Raw genomic sequence first — 18,136 nt, forward strand, 5'->3', positions numbered from 1 at the left:
GGGGTCGGTGACAAATGATAATGATTGCGTTTTGTCACCGACCCCTTTTTTAATGCCGACCCCTTTTTTCCTTTTTTTCCCTTTTTTTCTTTTTAGTCGGGGTTTTCGCGCAGCAGCAGCATGGGCGAGCGGGTGAGAATCCTGCGGGTGGCCCAGACCCCGGTGAGCCCCAGGGTGAGCATGGTCACGGCCAGAACACCGGCGAGCAGGGTCAGGCTGGGCTGGTAGGGCAGTTCGAACACCCGGCTGAACAGGCCATAGCGGGCCAGTTCGGTGCCCAGCCAGGCCAGCAGGCCGGCGAGAAACCCCAGTGCCAGGAATTCCGCGAACTGTGCCTGACGCAGGGTGCGGCTGTCGGTGCCCAGCGCGCGGAGCAGGGCGTTCTGCTGCAGCCGCTGGCCGGCGCTGGCGATGACGGTGGCCACCAGCAGTGCTGCGCCGCTGGCCAGGATCAGCACCAGGATGGCGGTGATGGCGCGGCTGCCCTGGTCGAACAGGCGCCGCACTTCGTTCAGCACATAATCCACGTCGAGCAGGGTGACGGAGGGGAATTCGCGCAGCAGTTCCGGCAGCAGCCGGCGCCGTTCGTCGGGCAGATGGAAGCTGGTCATCCAGGTGGCGGGATAGTCTTCCAGCATGCCGGGCGGGAAGATGATGTAGAAATTCGGCCGGAAGGATTCCCACTCCACGCTGCGCAGGTTGATCACCTCGGCCTCGAAGGTGTCGCCGCCGATGAGAAAGCCGAGCCGGTCGCCGATTTCGATGCCGAGCTGTTCGGCCAGCTGCGATTCCACCGAAATCACATCCCTGCGCTGCGGCGTGCCTTCCCACCAGTGCCCGCTCAGCACCTCGTTGCCGTAGGGGACGGTCTCGCTCCAGGTCAGGTTCAGCTCGCGGCGCAGCGCATTGTGGTCGTCGGTCTCCTTGCTCACCGCCTGACGGATGGGTGCGCCATTGAGCTCGATCAGGCGGCCGCGTACCAATGGATAGATGGCGTCATAGTCGATGTCCAGGCGCCGGAGTGCGGCGGCGAAGGGTTCGGCCTGCGGCGGCTGGATGTTGATGGCGAAGTGATTGGGAGTGCCTGGCGGCAATTGCGCCTCCCACGTGGCGAACAGTTCCTGGCGCACGGCAATGAGCAGGGCGAAGCACATGAAGATGAGACCGAAGGCGATGCCCTGGGCGGTGGCAAAGCGACGCCTGCGCCACAGGTTGGCGACGCCGAAACGCCACCACAGCCGGCGCGTGTCAAGGCGTCGGACCAGCCCCAGCAGCAGCTGGAACAGGACCGCGGCGACCACCACCAGTGCCAGTGCGCCCAGGGCGAAACGCAGCACCAGGACCAGTGAACCGGTCTGATACCACATCAGCAGCAGCAGGGCGGTGCCGGCACTGACATAGGCCAGCCAGCGGGAGGCGGACATCGGCGTGGGCAGCCGCCGCAGTACCAGCAGGGCCGGAACGGTGCGAATGGCCAGGATCGGCGCCAGACCGAAGCCCAGCAGAGTGACCAGGCCGGTCAGTGCGGCGATCGGCAGGGCCGGATCCAGCAGCGACAGCGGCGGTGCGGGCGCATCGGGATCGAGCAGGGTGACCAGGCCCTGGCCGCCGAACCAGCCGAGCAGGGCGCCGGCGGGACTGGCGATCAGGCCGAGCATGAGCAGCTGCAACAGGAATAACAGAACAATGCGCCGCCCGTCCACGCCGTAGGTGCGCAGCAGGGCGCTGCTGGTGATATGACGGTCGGCATGCCGCCGGGCGGCTACCGCGATGGCGATGCCGGCCAGCAGCAGGGCGCTGGCACTGCCCAGATGCAGGTATTGCTCGATCCGCCCCAGCGCCCGGCCCATGGCCGGCCGGCCGCTGTGCAGATCGACCAGCTTGTGGCTGTCACGCAGCTGCGGCTCCAGCCAGGCCCTGAAGGCGTCGAGTGCATTCAACCCGCCGGCAAACCCGGTGCGATAGGTAGCCCGGCTGCCGGGCTGGATCAGGCCGGTCGCCGGCAGGGCGTCGCGGTGCATCAGGATGTGCGGCGACAGGTTGAAGAAGCTGCCGCCGCGGCTGGGCTCGAAGGCCAGCGCGGCGCCGATGGTGAACTGTTGCTGTCCCAGCTGGATGCGATCACCGATGGCCAGGTCCAGCAGATCGAACAGGCGCGCCTCGACCCAGACCTCATCGGTGGCGGGCATGCCGGGTGCGGGACGGGGCTCGCCGCGTACCGTGTCGGCGATCTCGATCCGCCCGCGCAGGGGATAGTTGGCGGCGGCGGCCTTGATGCTGGCCAGCTGAACCTGCTCGCCATGTACCACGACACTGGCGAATTCGACCCCGGGGCTGACCTGCAGCCCCAGGGTGCGGGCCTGTTCCAGCCAGGGGGCGGGTGGCGGCGCGGGCGTGTCCAGGATCAGATCGGCGCCGAGCAGTTCCACCCCCTGGGCCAGCAGCCGGTCGTTGATGTGGCCGGTGAAGCGCCCGGTCAGGGCCGCCACGGCGGCGGCCAGCAGGGTGGCGACCAGGATCAGGCGCAACTCGCCGTGACGGCGCTCCCGTCGCAGCCAGCGCCAGGCCAGGGACACCAGGCCGGGGCGCATCAGACCAGCCGTCCCGCGTCCAGCGTGAGCCGCCGCTGACAGCGCCCGGCCAGGACCGGATCATGGGTGACCAGCACCAGGGTGGTGCCGTGGGAGGCATTCAGTTCGAACAGCAGTTCCGCGACCTGGGCGCCGGTGCGGCTGTCCAGATTGCCGGTCGGCTCGTCGGCGAACAGGATGCCGGGCTGGATCGCAAAGGCGCGGGCTATGGCCACGCGCTGCTGTTCACCGCCCGAGAGCTGGGCCGGGGTATGATCCAGCCGATCCTGCAGGCCGACCCGCGTGAGCCAGTCGGCGGCGCGGGCCCCGGCATCCGGAACCTGCAGCAGTTCCAGCGGCACCATGACATTCTCCAGCGCGCTCATGGCATCGAGCAGGTGAAAGGACTGGAACACGAAGCCCACCCGGCCGGCACGGTGGCGTGCGCGTCCATCCTCGTCCAGGGCCGTGAGTTCCGCACCATCGAGCCAGACGTGGCCGCGGCTGGGCAGATCCAGCCCGGCCAGCAGGCCGAGCAGGGTGGACTTGCCGGAGCCGGAGGCGCCGACCACGGCCGCTGTCTCGCCGCGGTTGATCTGCAGTGTGATATCCGACAGGATGGACAGCGTCCCCTTGGGGGTCGTCACTTCCTTGTCCAGTCCTACAGCCCGGATGGTCGCCGTGAATTCTTCGCTTGCCTGTGCCTTCATGCGTCTCCTGAAATTGCTGCTGTGCATGCTGCTGATCGCAGCCGCTGCGGCGCGGGCGGAAGCGCCGCGCATACTGGTGCTGGGCGACAGCATCAGTGCCGCCTATGGCATGGAACTGGAGCAGGGGTGGGTACATCTGCTGCAACAGCGCTTGCAACTGGAAGGGTATCCGCACCGCGTCGTCAATGCCAGCATCAGCGGCGAAACCACGGCCGGCGGTCTGGCCCGGCTGCCCGAACTGCTGCAAACCCATGCGCCGGATGTGGTGATTCTCGAACTGGGCGGCAACGACGGTCTGCGCGGCCTGGCCATGCGGGAGACGCGTGACAACCTCGCCCGGATGATCGCGCTGTCCCGGCAGGAGAACGCCCGGGTGGTGCTGCTGGGCATGAAGCTGCCCCCCAATTACGGGCCGGTATATACCGAGGCCTTCGAACGCATCTTTGTCGAACTGGGTGCGCGTCCCGGCGTGACCGGCGTGCCCTTTCTGCTGGACGGTGTGGCGCTGGAGCCCGGGCTGATGCAGGCCGATGGCATCCATCCCACGTCCCGCGCCCAGCCGCAGCTGCTGGATAATGCCTGGCCGGCATTGCTTCACCAACTCGAGCGCACGCACGATCCGGTGATGCATTCGTCCGGCGATTGATATCGGTCAAGCGGCGCCGCATCGGCTGTGGCGGCTGCCGACCGCTGACACTATGCTGTGCACAAGGTGTCATATCCAGGGGGAATACACATGCCGGCTCCTACCATGCTGACCGTCGACGGCAACGAGGCGGCCACCCGCATCGCCCATGCCGTCAGCGATGTCTGCGCCATCTACCCCATCACCCCGGCTTCACCCATGGGCGAACTGGCCGACGCCTGGTCGGCCGCGGGTAAAACCAACATCTGGGGCAGTATTCCCAGCATCGTCGAGATGCAGAGCGAGGGTGGGGCGGCCGGCGCCATTCACGGTGCGCTGCAGGCCGGGGCGCTTGCCTCCACCTTTACCGCCTCCCAGGGGCTGCTGCTGATGCTGCCCAACATGTACAAGATCGCCGGCGAACTCACACCGGCGGTGTTCCATATCGCTGCCCGCTCACTGGCCGTGCAGGCCCTGTCCATCTTCGGCGATCACAGCGACGTGATGGCCGCGCGCAGCACCGGCTTTGCCCTGCTGGCCTCGGCCTCGGTACAGGAGGCGCATGATCTGGCGCTGATCGCCCATGCCGCCACGCTCAAGGGCCGCATCCCGGTACTGCATTTCTTCGACGGTTTCCGCACTTCGCACGAAGTGGCCAAGATCGCGGTCGTCGACGAGGCTGTTATCCGCGAGCTGATCGACAGCGAGGCCGTGGCTGCCCAGCGCGCCCGCGCCCTGTCGCCGGAGCACCCGGTGCTGCGCGGGAGTTCGCAGAACCCGGATGTGTATTTTCAGGGCCGGGAGACGGTCAACCCCTACTATGATGCCTTTCCCGGTATCGTGCAGGCGTGCATGGACCGCTTTGCCGAACTGACCGGCCGGCAGTATCGCCTCTATGACTACGCAGGCGCGGCGGATGCCGAACGGGTGATCGTGCTGATGGGGTCGGGTGCCGAGACGGTAGCGGAGACGGTGGAGTATCTCGAACCTCAGGGCGAAAAGGTCGGCGTGCTGCGGGTGCGGCTGTACCGGCCATTCGATCCCGCGGCGCTCATTGCCGCCCTGCCGCCGACGGTGAAGGCCATCGCCGTGCTCGACCGCACCAAGGAACCCGGCGCCGACGGCGAACCGCTGTACAAGGACGTGATCACCGCGCTGGCCCGGCATCAGTGCAGCGGTGGCGGAAGATTCACTGCCCTGCCGCGGGTGATCGGCGGCCGCTTCGGCCTGTCATCCAAGGAGTTCACGCCTGGTATGGTCCGGGCGGTGTTCGACGAACTCGATAAACCCGAACCGAAGCACCTGTTCACCATCGGCATCCATGATGATGTCAGCCATACCTCGCTGGACTGGGATCCGGGCTATCGCACCGATGCCCACCGGGATGCGGTGCAGGCGGTCTTCTATGGCCTGGGCTCGGACGGCACCGTCAGTGCCAACAAGAACTCCATCAAGATCATCGGCGAGTCGACGGATCTCCATGCCCAGGGCTATTTCGTCTACGACTCCAAGAAATCCGGCGCGGTCACGGTTTCGCACCTGCGCTTCGGTCCGCAGCCGATCCGTTCCAGCTACCTGATCGACGACGGTGCCGCGCAGTTCGTGGCCTGTCATCAGCCGGTGTTTGTGGAACGCTACGACCTGCTGGACAAGGCCGCCGAGGGTGCGGTGTTTCTGCTCAACAGTCCGGAGCCGCCGGAGCGGGTCTGGGACAGCCTGCCGCGCCGGCTGCAGCAGCAGATGATTGACAAGCGGGTCCGCTTCCACTGCATCGATGCCTACCGGGTGGCGCAGGAGGCCGGCATGGGTACGCGCATCAACACCGTCATGCAGACCTGCTTCTTCGCCATCTCCGGCGTGCTGGAACGCGACGCGGCCATTGCCGCCATCAAAGAGGCGGTGGAGAAGACCTATGGCAAAAAAGGCTCGCGCATTGTCGAATTCAACTTCCGCGCCATCGACATGGCGTTGGAGAATCTGCACGAGGTGACGGTGCCGGAGACGGTCAGCAGCGACTTCGAGCGTCCGGCCACGGTGGCGGAGTCGGCGCCTGATTTTGTGCAGCGGTTCACCGCCAGGCTGATCGCCGGCAAGGGCGACGAGGTACCGGTCAGCTTCATGCCCAGTGACGGCACCTTCCCCCTGGGCACGGCGGCCTATGAGAAACGCAATCTGGCCCTGGAGATACCGGTATGGGAGACGGACCTGTGTACCCAGTGCGGCAAGTGCCCCCTGGTGTGTCCGCACGGCGTGATCCGCAGCAAGCTGTTTCCGGAGGAATACCTCAAGGATGCGCCGTCCGGCTTCAAGTCCATGCCGGTCAAGGGCAAGGACTATCCGCAGGGGTATCACATCGCCTACCAGGTCGCGCCCGAGGACTGCACCGGCTGCGGTCTGTGCGTGGATATCTGCCCCATCCGTGACAAGTCCAATGCCAGCCGCAAGGCGCTGAACATGGCGCCCATCGACGAGCTGCGCGCGCCGGAGAAGGGAAACTGGGAATTCTTCCTCGGCCTGCCCGAATATGACCGGCGTGAGGTCAAGGTCGGCACCCTGAAGGGCTCGATGTTGTTCCAGCCCCTGTTCGAGTTTTCCGGCGCCTGCGTGGGCTGCGGCGAGACGCCCTACATCAAGCTGGCCAGCCAGCTGTTCGGCGACCGCATGCTGGTGGCCAACGCCACCGGCTGCTCCTCCATCTACGGCGGCAATCTGCCGACCACCCCTTGGGCGGCCAACGGCGAGGGCCGCGGACCGGCCTGGTCCAATTCCCTGTTCGAGGACAATGCCGAGTTCGGCTACGGCATGCGGGTGGCCATCGACCAGCAGCGCGAGCATGCCCTGGATCTGCTGCACGCCCTGGGCGAGGCGCTGGATACGGAGTTGGTCGCGGCCATTGTCGCTGCCGACCAGTCGGACGAGGCGGGCATCCATGAGCAGCGCGAGCGGGTGGCGCGGCTGCGTCGCCAGCTGGACCTGATCGATGATCCGCGCGCCCGCGAGTTGGAACGGGTGGTCGAGAACCTGGTGAAGAAGAGTGTCTGGATCATCGGCGGCGACGGCTGGGCCTACGACATCGGCTACGGCGGCCTGGACCATGTGCTGGCGGCTGGGCGCGACGTGAATATCCTGGTGCTGGATACCGAGGTCTACTCCAACACCGGCGGCCAGACCTCCAAGGCCACGCCGCGCGGCGCGGTGGCCAAGTTCTCCGCCGGCGGCAAGCCGGCGGTGAAGAAGGATCTGGGCATGCTGGCCATGGCCTACGACAATGTCTATGTGGCCCATGTGGCCTACGGCGCCAAGGACGTGCACACCCTGCGCGCCTTCCTCGAGGCCGAGGCCCACCCGGGGCCGTCACTGATCATCGCCTATTCGCCCTGCATCGCCCACGGTGTGGACCTGTCGCACAATCACCGCCAGCAGCAGCTGGCGGTGGACAGCGGCCACTGGATCCTGTTCCGCTACGACCCCAGGAAGGTCGCCGAAGGCAGGAATCCGCTGCATCTGGATTCCGGCGAGCCGAGCATTCCATACCGCAAGTACGTTGAATCCGAGACCCGCTTCAACATGCTCTGGCGCACCCATCCGGAGGCGGCCGAGGCCTTCCTCAAACAGTCACAGGAAGAGGCGCTGGCGCGCTATCATCACTACAAGCAGCTGGCCGGAATCTCCTGGGAGGAGCCCGAGTCGCCGGATTTCCAGCAGGACGATGATACCGGGGAGGAGGGTTGAGATGGTGGACCTGAGCACGGATTACCTGGGTCTGGAACTCGCAAGCCCGCTGGTGCCCTCGGCCTCGCCCCTGTCGCGGGACCTGGACAGCGCCCGCCGGCTGGAGGATGCCGGCGCCGGTGCGCTGGTCATGTATTCGCTGTTCGAGGAGGAGGTGCAGCACGCCGAGGAGGCCACCGCACGCTTTCTGCACGAACAGGCGATCGGTTTCGGCGAGGCCGAGAGCTTCCTGCCCCAGCCGGACAGCTATATCAACGAGGTTGATGCCTACCTGGAGCAGCTGACCCGGCTCAAGCAGATGCTCGATATCCCCGTGATCGCCAGCCTCAACGGCGTGAGCGATGATGGCTGGGTGCGCTATGCCCGCTTGATGCAGGAGGCTGGCGCCGATGCCCTGGAGTTGAATGTCTATTACGTCGCCGCCGATATCAGCCAGTCGGCCGCCGAGGTGGAAAGCCGCTACGTGGGGATGCTGCACGCGGTGCGCGAACAGGTATCCCTGCCGGTGGCGATGAAGCTCTCTTCCCAGTTCAGTTCGGTCGGCCATCTGGTCGGCAGTCTGGAGGCGGCGGGCGCGGCCGGCGTGGTCCTGTTCAACCGCTTCTACCAGCCGGACATCGATCTGGAGACCCGCGAAGTGGTGCCCAGCCTGACACTGTCCTCGCCGCACGAAGCGCTGTTGCGCATGCACTGGGCAGCGATCCTGCATGGCCGCACGCGCCTCGCCCTGGCGGTGAGCGGCGGTTTTCATACCGCCGCCGACAGCCTCAAGGCCATCATGGCCGGTGCCGACGTGGTGCAGCTGTGCAGTGTGCTGCTGCAACAGGGCCCGGAGGAACTGGAGCGGATCCGTCAGGGTATGCTCGACTGGATGGAGGAAAATGAATACAACTCCATCCGCCAGATGCGCGGCTGCGTCAGCTACCGCAATGCCATCGATCCGGCCGCCTACGAGCGCGCCAATTACGTGAAGGTGCTGGAGACCCATGCCGCGCCGCGCGGCGTGTGGCGGTGATGGGAATGTGTGGCGCCGGGAACGCAGAGGACGCAAAGTCCGTAGGTCGGGTTAGCGCAGCGTAACCCGACAGGGAACGGCCCGCGTCGGGTTACGCCCTACGGGCTAACCCGACCTACGATTCTTCTCGCCTGTCGTCAGTCGACGGACTGAACAGCCGGGCGAACTCGTCCGCCGGCACCGGCCGTCCGTAGTAATAACCCTGGGCCACGTCGCAACCCAACTCCTGCAGGAACCGGCTCTGCTGCTCGGTTTCCACGCCTTCGGCCACGATCTTCAGCTGCAGGCTGTGGCCCATGGCGATGATGGCGCGGATGATGGCTGCATCATTGTTGTCCACGGCGGCCTCGTGAATGAAGGCGCGGTCGATCTTGAGCCGGTCGATGGGCAGGCGCTTGAGGTAGCTCAGCGAGGAATAGCCGGTGCCGAAATCGTCGATGGCGAGTTCCACGCCGATGGTGCGCAGTGATTCCAGCGAAGCAATCGTCTGGCCACCCTCGTGCATCAGAGTGCTTTCGGTGATTTCCAGTTCCAGGCTCTGTGCGTCCAGCCGCGAGTAGTTCAGTGCCCGCTTGACCGCTTCGAGGATATTGCTGCGCAGTACCTGGACGCCGGAAATGTTCACCGCGATCTTTTCCAGCGGCAGGCCGATGTCCTGCCAGTAACGCGCCTGCTCACAGGCGGCTTCCAGTACCCAGTTGCCGATGGGCAGGATCAACCCGGATTCCTCCGCCAGCGGGATGAAACGATTGGGCGGAATCAGGCCCATGTCCGGATGGTTCCAGCGGATCAGGGCCTCGGCGCCGATGATGCGGCCGTCGATCAGCGAGATCTGCGGCTGGTAGTGCAGCACCAGGTCCTCCTCGTCCAGGGCCCGGCGCAGGCTGGTCTCGAGCAGGATGCGCTCGAATGCGGTATTGGTCAGTTCCTGGGTGTAGAACTGGAAGTTGTCCCGGCCATGTCCCTTGGCGCGGTACATGGCGGCGTCTGCGTTCTTGATCAGGGTGTCGGTGTCGCGGCCGTCCTCGGGATAGATGCTGATGCCGATGCTCGCGGTCACGTGCAGGGTATGCAAGCCGGAGACGAAGGGCTGACGAAACAGTTCCATGATGCGGCCCGCCAGTGCGATCACGTCCTGGCTGTGGCGGACCTGGTCGAGGATGACAATGAACTCGTCCCCGCCCAGTCGGGCCACGGTGTCCTCGTCGCGCAGCAGGCCCCTGAGCCGGCGGGCCGACTCTGTAAGGATTTCGTCGCCCATGCTGTGGCCGAGACTGTCGTTGATGTTCTTGAACCGGTCCAGGTCGATGAACAGTACCCCGATCTGATGGTGTTCGCGCCGGGCATGCTGAATGGCGTGTTCCAGGCGGGCGCTGAGCAGCAGCCGATTGGGCAGGTCGGTCAACGGGTCATGATGGGCCAGGTAATCCAGTTTCTCCTGCGAGCGCTTGATGGTGGTGATGTCGGAGAAGATGTAGACGTAGTTGGCGGGTTGGTTGTTGCTGTCGAGCACCATGCTGACCGTCAGCCAGGCCGGGAACAACTCGCCATTGACGCGGCGCAGCAAGGCTTCGCCCTGCCAGCGGCGCGCCTGTTCCACGGTCTGCCAGTCGACGCCGTTGCCGGGCGCCGTATCCAGTGCCGGCTCCAGCTGTTCCGGGGTCTGCAGGCGGATGCCGTCCTCGCTGTAGCCGGTCAGTTCGGTGAAGGCGCGGTTGGCAGCCAGGATGCGGCGTTCGGTATCCAGGATCAGGATGCCTTCGGCGGTATTGTCAAAGGCCACCGCAGACTGACGCAGCTGCTCCTCGGCCTGCCTGCGTTCGGTGATGTCCTCGGCGATGCCGGCTACACGCACCGGCCGTCCCTCCTGATCCCGCACCGGATAGGCCCGGGTCGAGATCCAGCGTATCCCGCCGTCTGGACGTACGATGCGGAACTCGGGGAAGCCGATTTCCTCCTGATCCAGATCGATACTGTCCATGAAGGCCCTGATGCTGTCCTGGTCATCGCCGTGAATCCTGTCCGCCCAGGACATGGGACTGGCATAGAGTGAATCCGTGCTCGCGCCCCAGACCGCTGCGTAGGCCGGACTGATGTAGTGGACCTGCAGCCAGTCCGGTGACACCAGCCAGAATACCTCGTTGATGTTCTCGGCCAGATCGCGGAAGCGCTCTTCGCTGGATCTCAGTGCGGCCAGGGACTGGATGTGTTCGGTGATGTCCTGCATGGTGCCCACCATCTGTGCCGGCTGCCCCTGCAGGTCGCGGACAAGTTCGCCGCGCGCATACACGTAGCGGACTTCACCGCTGGGACGCTGGATGCGATATTCGCTGTCGAGGTGCGATTCACCACGGACGGCGGCATTGATCGCCTCCTCCACGCCCGGCCAGTCCTCGGGATGGATGAGTTCGGCCAGCAAAGCATACCCGGGTGCGCGGCTGCCGGGTTTCAGGCCGTGGATGCGGAACATCTCGTCGGACCAGTTCATCTGCTCGGTGGCGATATCGCACTCCCAGCTGCCGACATGGGCGATGCGCTGGGCCTCGGCCAGGTTGCGGCGGCTGAGCTGGAGGTCGCGTTCGATCTGCTTGCGCCGGGTGATGTCATGCACCATGCCGATCAGGTGCGGTTGTCCCTCGATATCGACACGGTTCAGCGTGACCTCGGCGTCGAACAGGCTGCCGTCGAGGCGCTGGTGCTGCCATTCAAAGCGCTGGGTCGTCCCGGCCAGGGCCGCAGCCATTCGTTCCCGGGAGATCTCTTCGGAGCGGCCGCCGTCGGGCTGGAATTCGGGTGAGAAGCGGGCCGGGTCGCACCCGATGACCTGTTCCCGGGTGCAGCCGAAGACCTCCAGCGTTTTCGGGTTGCAGTCGATGAAATGGTCGTCCCGGGTCAACAGGATGCTGTCTGTGGCGTTGTCGAACAGGGCCTTGTAGCGCTGCTGGCTCTCGCGCAGCGCTGCCTCGACCTGGTGGCGTTCGGTAATGTCGCGTACCGTCCCTTCGATTCCGGCGACCTTGCCCGTGTCGTCATAGATAAAATGGGCACTGGTCGCTACCCACAGTTCGGTGCTGTCCTTCCTGCGCAGGCCGGCCTCGTAGCCCTGGACCTGGCCGCCGTTGTCGGCCAATGCCTGGAGAAATGCCGTTCGTGCAGCCGGATCCAGATAGAACTCGGTTATGTTGCGGCCGATGATTTCTTCGAGCCGGTAGCCGCTCAGGGCCTCCACCGAGCGCGAGGCGAGCAGGATGCGGCCGTCGATGTCGGTCCGGTAATAGGCATCGGTGAGATTGTCGATGATGGAGCGCAGTTCCGCCGCTTCAGGACTGGCTGCGGAACCCGGCGGTGTGCGGAACAGACTGCTGGACATGATACCGCTCCCTCTGCGGGACGCTGAATGAATGCTGCGCCTTGCGGATACTTACTTCAGCAGTCTAGTCAAGAATTCCCCTGGCGGAAAGTTACAGCGGCAATCAGCTGCGGGAACCGTGACGCGCTGCTCAGGGGGTGGGGGTGGGGGTGGGGAGGAACAGCAGCGGATCGATACGGGCGTCGTTCAGGCTGACGCCCCAGTGCAGATGCGGACCGGTGACCCGGCCGGTCCTGCCGACCGTGCCGATGATATCGCCCTGGGCAATACGGTCGCCGGCCTTCACGTCGATGCGGTGCAGGTGGCAGTACATGGTCACCAGCCCCTGGCCGTGATCGATGAACACGCTGTTGCCGTTGAAGAAGAAATCACCGACTTCGATGACCTCGCCGGAGGCGGGTGCGCGGATGGGCGTGCCCTCGGGCGCGGCGATGTCCAGGCCGCTGTGGGGCTTGCGCGGTTGCTGGTTGAAGAAGCGGCGCAGGCCGAAGGGGCTGCTCAATTCGCCGTCGACCGGCCAGATGAAATCGAGTTGGACATCCTCGGCGAAATTGAATGTCCGCAGTGCCGAGCGGATGCGCGGGGTTTCGCTGCGGATGCGTTTGAGATCATCCGGGTTGGGGTTGACCTGGCGCTTGTTCTTGAGCGTGATGTACTGGGCCTCGTATTCCTTGGGCTGGACCGTGAAGGCGATGGGCAGCTCGCCGCTGGCGTCTGCCACCTGTATCCGGTGCTCACCCGGTTCCAGGCCGAGCGGCAGCCCGACCAGGGCGTGCCAGCGATTGTCGTGCCGGACGGTCAGGGTGCGGTTGCCGTTGAAGGTCACCCGCGGCGGCTGCGTCAACTCGGGCAGGGGAATGACCGCCATCCCGCCGGGGACCGGATCGGCCTTCGGCAGCTGGGCAGCGACCAGGGCCTGGCTGAACAGCAGGCTGAACAACAAGAGAAATATGCGCATCATCTGAACAATGTATCCAAGGGTTTGTCATGCACGGTAGCGCAGATCAGCGCTGCGCACAGCGAGGGTGTCGGGTTACGCCTTTCAGGCTAACCCAACATCCGCGATCCTGTCGGATCATACGGTGCCGACCTGATCCGCACATGGAATTCATGCATCTTCATCTCCGTGGACGGTTTTGACCTCTGTGGTCAGCCGCCCGCGCGCCAGTCGCACGTCGATGATATCACCGGTCTGCAGGCCTTCCACCGATCTCAGGATACGGCCATCCGCCCCCAGGCGCACGATGGCATAGCCGCGCTCCAGCGTGGCCAGCGGACTGACGGTGTCGAGCTGGCGCATCAGGCCGGTCAGGCGCTCGCGCTCGCGCTGCAGTTGATGGCGCATGGCCAGGTGCAGACGATGGGCCAGTCCGGTCTGACGCTGGCGGGCCGCCTCCAGCCTCGGCACCGGGTTGTGGCGATGCAGGCGGGCGGCCAGTTCACTCAGCCGGCTGCGGGCGTGGCGCAGCCGGACCTGCTGGCTGCGCTGCAGGCGGCCTTCCAGTTCGTCCAGGCGCTGGCTCCACTGGGTCAGCCGCTGGCCCGGGTGCTGGCGCTGCAGCCGCTGCTCCAGCCAGGCCAGGCGTTCGCGGCGGCGTTCGAGTTGTTGCGTGATCCGCCGGGTCAGTTTCTGTTCCCGGTCGCGCAGGCGCAGCCGCCAGTCGTCCTGGCTGGGACTGACCATTTCGGCCGCCACCGAGGGGGTGGGGGCGCGCCGGTCGGCGACGAAATCGGCGATGGTGAAATCGATCTCGTGGCCAATACCCGTCACCACCGGCAGCCGGCAGGCATGGATGGCGCGGGCGACGCCCTCCTCGTTGAAGGCCCACAGGTCCTCCAGCGAGCCGCCGCCGCGGGCCAGGATCAGGACGTCGCAGTCCCGGCGGGCATCCGCCAGGGCGATCGTCTCGGCGATCTTCGCGCCCGCCCCCTCGCCCTGGACCGGGACCGGATAGACCAGCACCGGGATGGCGGGAAAGCGCCGGCCCAGCACGCTGAGGATATCGCGGATGGCCGCCCCGGTGGGGGAGGTGATCACGCCGATGCGCCGGGGCAGGGCGGGCAGCGGCTGCTTGTGCGCCTCGGCGAACAGGCCCTCGGCGTCCAGCTTGTCGCGCAGCTGCTCGAAGGCCCGGCGCAGGGCGCCGGCCCCGGCCTCCTCCATGTGCTCGACGATCAGCTGGTAGTTGCCGCGGGCCTCGTACAGGGAGACGCTGGCGCGGACCAGCACCTGCATGCCTTCCTGCGGCTGGAACCGCACATTGCGGTTGCGGCCGCGGAACATGGCACAGCCGACCTGGGCGCGGGCATCCTTGAGGCTGAAGTACCAGTGCCCGGAGCCGGGCCGGGCCAGGTTGGACAGCTCCCCCTCGACCCAGATCAGCGGGAAACGGCTCTCCAGCAGGTCGCGGGCCTCGGCGTTGAGCCGGGAGACGGTGAAGACGTCGCGTTCGTCCCCGGGCAGGGCAGGGGACGGGGGTGGAAGGTCAGGGCGCTGCATGGATCGATCATACCGCAGCCGGGCAGGGGAAAACACACCGCGAAACAAGGGACTGTTCCTGCCCGGTCGGGCCGGCAAAAGCGTGATTGCGGTTTACCGGCCGTGGCGCAAAACCTATAATTGCGCCCTTGATGAGCTGACTATGGCACGGACCCCCTCCATGATACGCATCCTTGAAGAAGCCCTGACCTTCGACGACGTCCTCCTGCTGCCCGACCATTCCGATGTGCTGCCGCGCGACGTGGATCTCTCCACCCAGCTGACGCGCGACATCCGCATGAACATCCCGCTGCTCTCTGCAGCCATGGACACGGTCACCGAGGGCCGGCTGGCCATCGCGCTGGCCCAGGAGGGCGGCATCGGCATCGTGCACAAGAGCATGAACGCCGAGCAGCAGGCCGCCGAGGTCAGGCTGGTCAAGAAATTCGAGAGTGGCGTGATCAAGGACCCGATCACCATCAGCCCCAATGCCACGATTCGCGATGTGCTGGAACTGACCCGGGCGCACCGCATCTCGGGTGTGCCGGTGGTCGACGGCGAGGATCTGGTCGGCATCGTCACCAACCGCGACGTGCGTTTCGAGACCCGCTTCGATGCCCCCGTCTCCAGCATCATGACGCCCAAGGACAAGCTGGTCACGGTGAAGGAGGGCGCGGAGAAGGACGAGATCCTGAAACTCCTGCACCAGTACCGCATCGAGAAGGTGCTGGTGGTGGACGACAATTTCCGCCTGCGCGGCCTGGTTACGGTCAAGGACATCCAGAAGGCCTCCGACAAGCCCAATGCCTGCAAGGATGACCAGGGTCGGTTGCGTGTCGGGGCCGCGGTCGGTGTCGGCGCCGGCACCGATGAGCGGGTCGAGGCCCTGGTGGCCGCCGGGGTGGACGTGATCGTGGTCGACACCGCCCACGGCCATTCCCAGGGGGTGCTGGACCGGGTGAAGTGGGTCAAGCAGAACTTCCCCGACGTCCAGGTCATCGGCGGCAACATCGCCACCGCCGAGGCCGCGCTGGCCCTGAAGTCGGCCGGCGCCGACGCGGTCAAGGTCGGCATCGGCCCGGGCTCGATCTGCACCACCCGCATCGTGGCCGGCGTGGGCGTGCCCCAGATCAGCGCCGTGGCCAATGTCGCCGCCGCGCTGAAGGATTCCGGGGTGCCATTGATCGCCGACGGCGGCATCCGTTATTCCGGTGACATGGCCAAGGCCATCGCCGCCGGTGCCTATTCCATCATGGTGGGCAGCATGTTCGCCGGCACCGAGGAGGCCCCGGGCGAGGTCGAACTGTTCCAGGGCCGCTCCTACAAGTCCTACCGCGGCATGGGCTCGCTCGGCGCCATGTCCGGCCAGCAGGGCTCCAGCGACCGCTACTTCCAGGAGGGCAACGAGGCCGAGAAGCTGGTGCCGGAGGGCATCGAGGGCCGGGTGCCCTACAAGGGTCCGCTCAACCCGGTGATTCACCAGCTGCTGGGCGGGCTGCGCTCCAGCATGGGCTACACCGGCTGCCGCACCGTCGACGAGATGCGCACCAAGCCGCAGTTCGTGCGCGTGACCGGCGCCGGCATGAAGGAGTCGCATGTCCATGACGTGCAGATCACCAAGGAAGCGCCGAATTATCGTGTTTAAGTCGCCGGACCGGGCTGAATAAAAAACCTGTCCGCCCCTTGTCCCTGGCTGCCTGACACACATGGCATTTACAGACAGTATTTCACTTTACCCGTCATTCCCGCGCAGGCGGGAATCCAGTGCCTGGCAGGATAAACAAGGCCTGGATCCCCGCTTTCGCGGGGATGACGAGACCAGGGGGAGCGTCCTTCGTACCTGATCCCTTCCCAGAACCCTAGTATTCAGAGCCCAGAACCTTGACCACAGACATCCACGCCCACCGCATTCTCATTCTTGATTTCGGCTCGCAGTACACTCAGCTGATAGCCCGCCGGGTGCGCGAAATCGGCGTCTACTGCGAAATCCATCCCTACGACATGGCGGCCGAGGACATCCGCATCTTCAGCCCCAGGGGCGTGATCCTGTCCGGCGGGCCGGAAACGGTCACGGCCGAGACCTCGCCGCGGGCGCCGCAGCAGGTGTTCGAACTGGGCGTGCCGGTGCTGGGCATCTGCTACGGCATGCAGGCCATGGCCTTCCAGATGGGCGGCAGGGTGGAGAATGCCGAGCATCACGAATACGGTTATGCCCAGGTGCGGGCCCACGGCCACACCCGTCTGCTGAAGGACATCGAGGACCATACCAGCCCCGAGGGCCATGGTCTGCTGGATGTGTGGATGAGCCACGGCGACCGTGTCATCGACATGCCGCCGGGTTTCAAGCTCATGGCCAGCACCGCCGGCGCGCCGATGGCCGGCATGGCCGACGACGAACGCGGCTTCTACGGGGTGCAGTTCCATCCCGAGGTGACGCACACCCGCCAGGGCGGACGCATCCTCAGCCGGTTCGTGCTGGAGATCTGCGGCTGCGACGCCCTGTGGACGCCGGGCAACATCATCGAGGATCACATCGAGAGTATCCGTGCCCAGGTGGGTGAGGACGAGGTGCTGCTGGGCCTGTCCGGCGGGGTCGACTCCTCGGTGGTGGCCGCGCTGCTGCATCGGGCCATCGGCGACCAGCTGACCTGCGTGTTCGTGGACAACGGCCTGCTGCGCCATCATGAGGGCGACCAGGTGATGGCCACCTTCGCCGAACATATGGGCGTGCGGGTGATCCGGGTGGATGCCGAGGAGCGCTTCCTGAAGGCGCTCAAGGGCGTTGACGATCCGGAACAGAAGCGCAAGATCATCGGCAACCTGTTTATCGAGGTCTTCGACGAGGAGGCCGGCAGGCTGAGCAATGCCAACTGGCTGGCCCAGGGTACCATCTATCCTGATGTGATCGAGTCCGCCGGTTCCAAGACCGGCAAGGCCCACCTGATCAAGTCGCACCACAACGTGGGCGGCCTGCCGGAGAAGATGAAGCTCAAGCTGGTCGAGCCCCTGCGCGATCTGTTCAAGGACGAGGTGCGCAAGCTGGGCACCGAACTGGGCCTGCCCTTCGATATGGTCTACCGCCATCCCTTCCCCGGACCGGGTCTGGGGGTACGCATTCTCGGCGAGGTGAAGAAGGAATACGCCGACACTCTGCGCCTGGCCGATTTCATCTTCATCGACGAGCTGCGCAAGCACGACCTCTACGACAAGGTCAGCCAGGCCTTCGCCGTGTTCCTGCCGGTGCGTTCGGTGGGCGTGACCGGCGACGGCCGGCGCTACGATTATGTGGTGGCGCTGCGCGCGGTCGAGACCATCGACTTCATGACCGCGCGCTGGGCGCATCTGCCCTACGAATTCCTGGATCATGTCTCGCGGCGCATCATCAACGAGATACCACGCATCTCGCGCGTGACCTACGACATCTCCGGCAAGCCGCCGGCCACCATAGAGTGGGAATAGGCTGGTTACAGGCGCTGTTTACTAACAATAAAACTTGTGCGTTGAGCCTGTAGATCAATGACCAACCAGGCGTGTAGCGCGCCCTGAGGGTGAGCGCCATAGAAAACGCGCGATATCCTGATTAAGTCCATGAAACCGGTGCGCACGATATTGAGCGCATGCGCGCCAACAATCTC

10 protein-coding genes are annotated in these 18,136 nt (G+C 65.5%); 5 read left to right on the top strand and 5 right to left on the bottom strand.

All coding sequences use genetic code 11. From position 1 onward, the window contains the following. Positions 1-92: 92 nt before the first annotated feature. Positions 93-2,591, bottom strand: a complete 2,499-nt coding sequence (locus CFK21_RS06090) for an ABC transporter permease (protein WP_096365744.1) — start codon at positions 2,589-2,591, stop codon at positions 93-95. After that, on the bottom strand, positions 2,591-3,280 hold the full coding sequence (locus tag CFK21_RS06095; protein WP_096365746.1) for an ABC transporter ATP-binding protein: 690 nt from the start codon (positions 3,278-3,280) through the stop codon (positions 2,591-2,593). The genes CFK21_RS06090 and CFK21_RS06095 overlap by 1 nt, the downstream gene beginning before the upstream one ends. Between CFK21_RS06095 and CFK21_RS06100 the strand changes: the two genes are divergently transcribed. The 3 genes from CFK21_RS06100 (at position 3,279) to CFK21_RS06110 (ending at position 8,652) form a co-directional block, all read left to right on the top strand. Further along, a complete protein-coding gene (locus CFK21_RS06100) occupies positions 3,279-3,926 on the top strand; it encodes an arylesterase (protein WP_096365748.1) in 648 nt (215 codons plus the stop codon). The two genes, CFK21_RS06095 and CFK21_RS06100, sit on opposite strands and share 2 nt — an antisense overlap. A 90-nt stretch (positions 3,927-4,016) precedes the next feature. Beyond that, positions 4,017-7,637, top strand: coding sequence for a pyruvate:ferredoxin (flavodoxin) oxidoreductase (gene nifJ, locus CFK21_RS06105; RefSeq protein ID WP_096365750.1), 3,621 nt, complete (start codon positions 4,017-4,019; stop codon positions 7,635-7,637). A gap of 1 nt (position 7,638) precedes the next feature. Beyond that, positions 7,639-8,652: a dihydroorotate dehydrogenase-like protein gene (locus tag CFK21_RS06110; RefSeq protein WP_096365752.1), complete on the top strand. Its 1,014-nt coding sequence runs from the start codon at positions 7,639-7,641 to the stop codon at positions 8,650-8,652. Between the two features lie 115 nt (positions 8,653-8,767). On the opposite strand, the gene CFK21_RS06115 is transcribed toward CFK21_RS06110, so the two are convergent. From CFK21_RS06115 to xseA, 3 genes are all read right to left on the bottom strand, one after another. Then, complete coding sequence (locus CFK21_RS06115; protein ID WP_096365755.1) at positions 8,768-12,022, bottom strand: sensor domain-containing protein; 3,255 nt, start codon at positions 12,020-12,022, stop codon at positions 8,768-8,770. Between the two features lie 130 nt (positions 12,023-12,152). Then, positions 12,153-12,983: a peptidoglycan DD-metalloendopeptidase family protein gene (locus CFK21_RS06120; protein WP_096365757.1), complete on the bottom strand. Its 831-nt coding sequence runs from the start codon at positions 12,981-12,983 to the stop codon at positions 12,153-12,155. 147 nt (positions 12,984-13,130) lie between these two features. Further along, on the bottom strand, positions 13,131-14,522 hold the full coding sequence (gene xseA / locus CFK21_RS06125; RefSeq protein ID WP_096365759.1) for an exodeoxyribonuclease VII large subunit: 1,392 nt from the start codon (positions 14,520-14,522) through the stop codon (positions 13,131-13,133). A 163-nt stretch (positions 14,523-14,685) separates the two neighbouring features. On the opposite strand from xseA, the gene guaB reads away from it, so the two are divergent. After that, complete coding sequence (gene guaB / locus CFK21_RS06130; RefSeq protein ID WP_096367519.1) at positions 14,686-16,146, top strand: IMP dehydrogenase; 1,461 nt, start codon at positions 14,686-14,688, stop codon at positions 16,144-16,146. A gap of 236 nt (positions 16,147-16,382) precedes the next feature. Next, complete coding sequence (gene guaA / locus CFK21_RS06135; RefSeq protein WP_096365761.1) at positions 16,383-17,960, top strand: glutamine-hydrolyzing GMP synthase; 1,578 nt, start codon at positions 16,383-16,385, stop codon at positions 17,958-17,960. Positions 17,961-18,136: the final 176 nt, after the last annotated feature.

Origin of the sequence: Thiohalobacter thiocyanaticus (genome assembly GCF_002356355.1) — a bacterium.
GTDB lineage: Bacteria > Pseudomonadota > Gammaproteobacteria > Thiohalobacterales > Thiohalobacteraceae > Thiohalobacter > Thiohalobacter thiocyanaticus_A.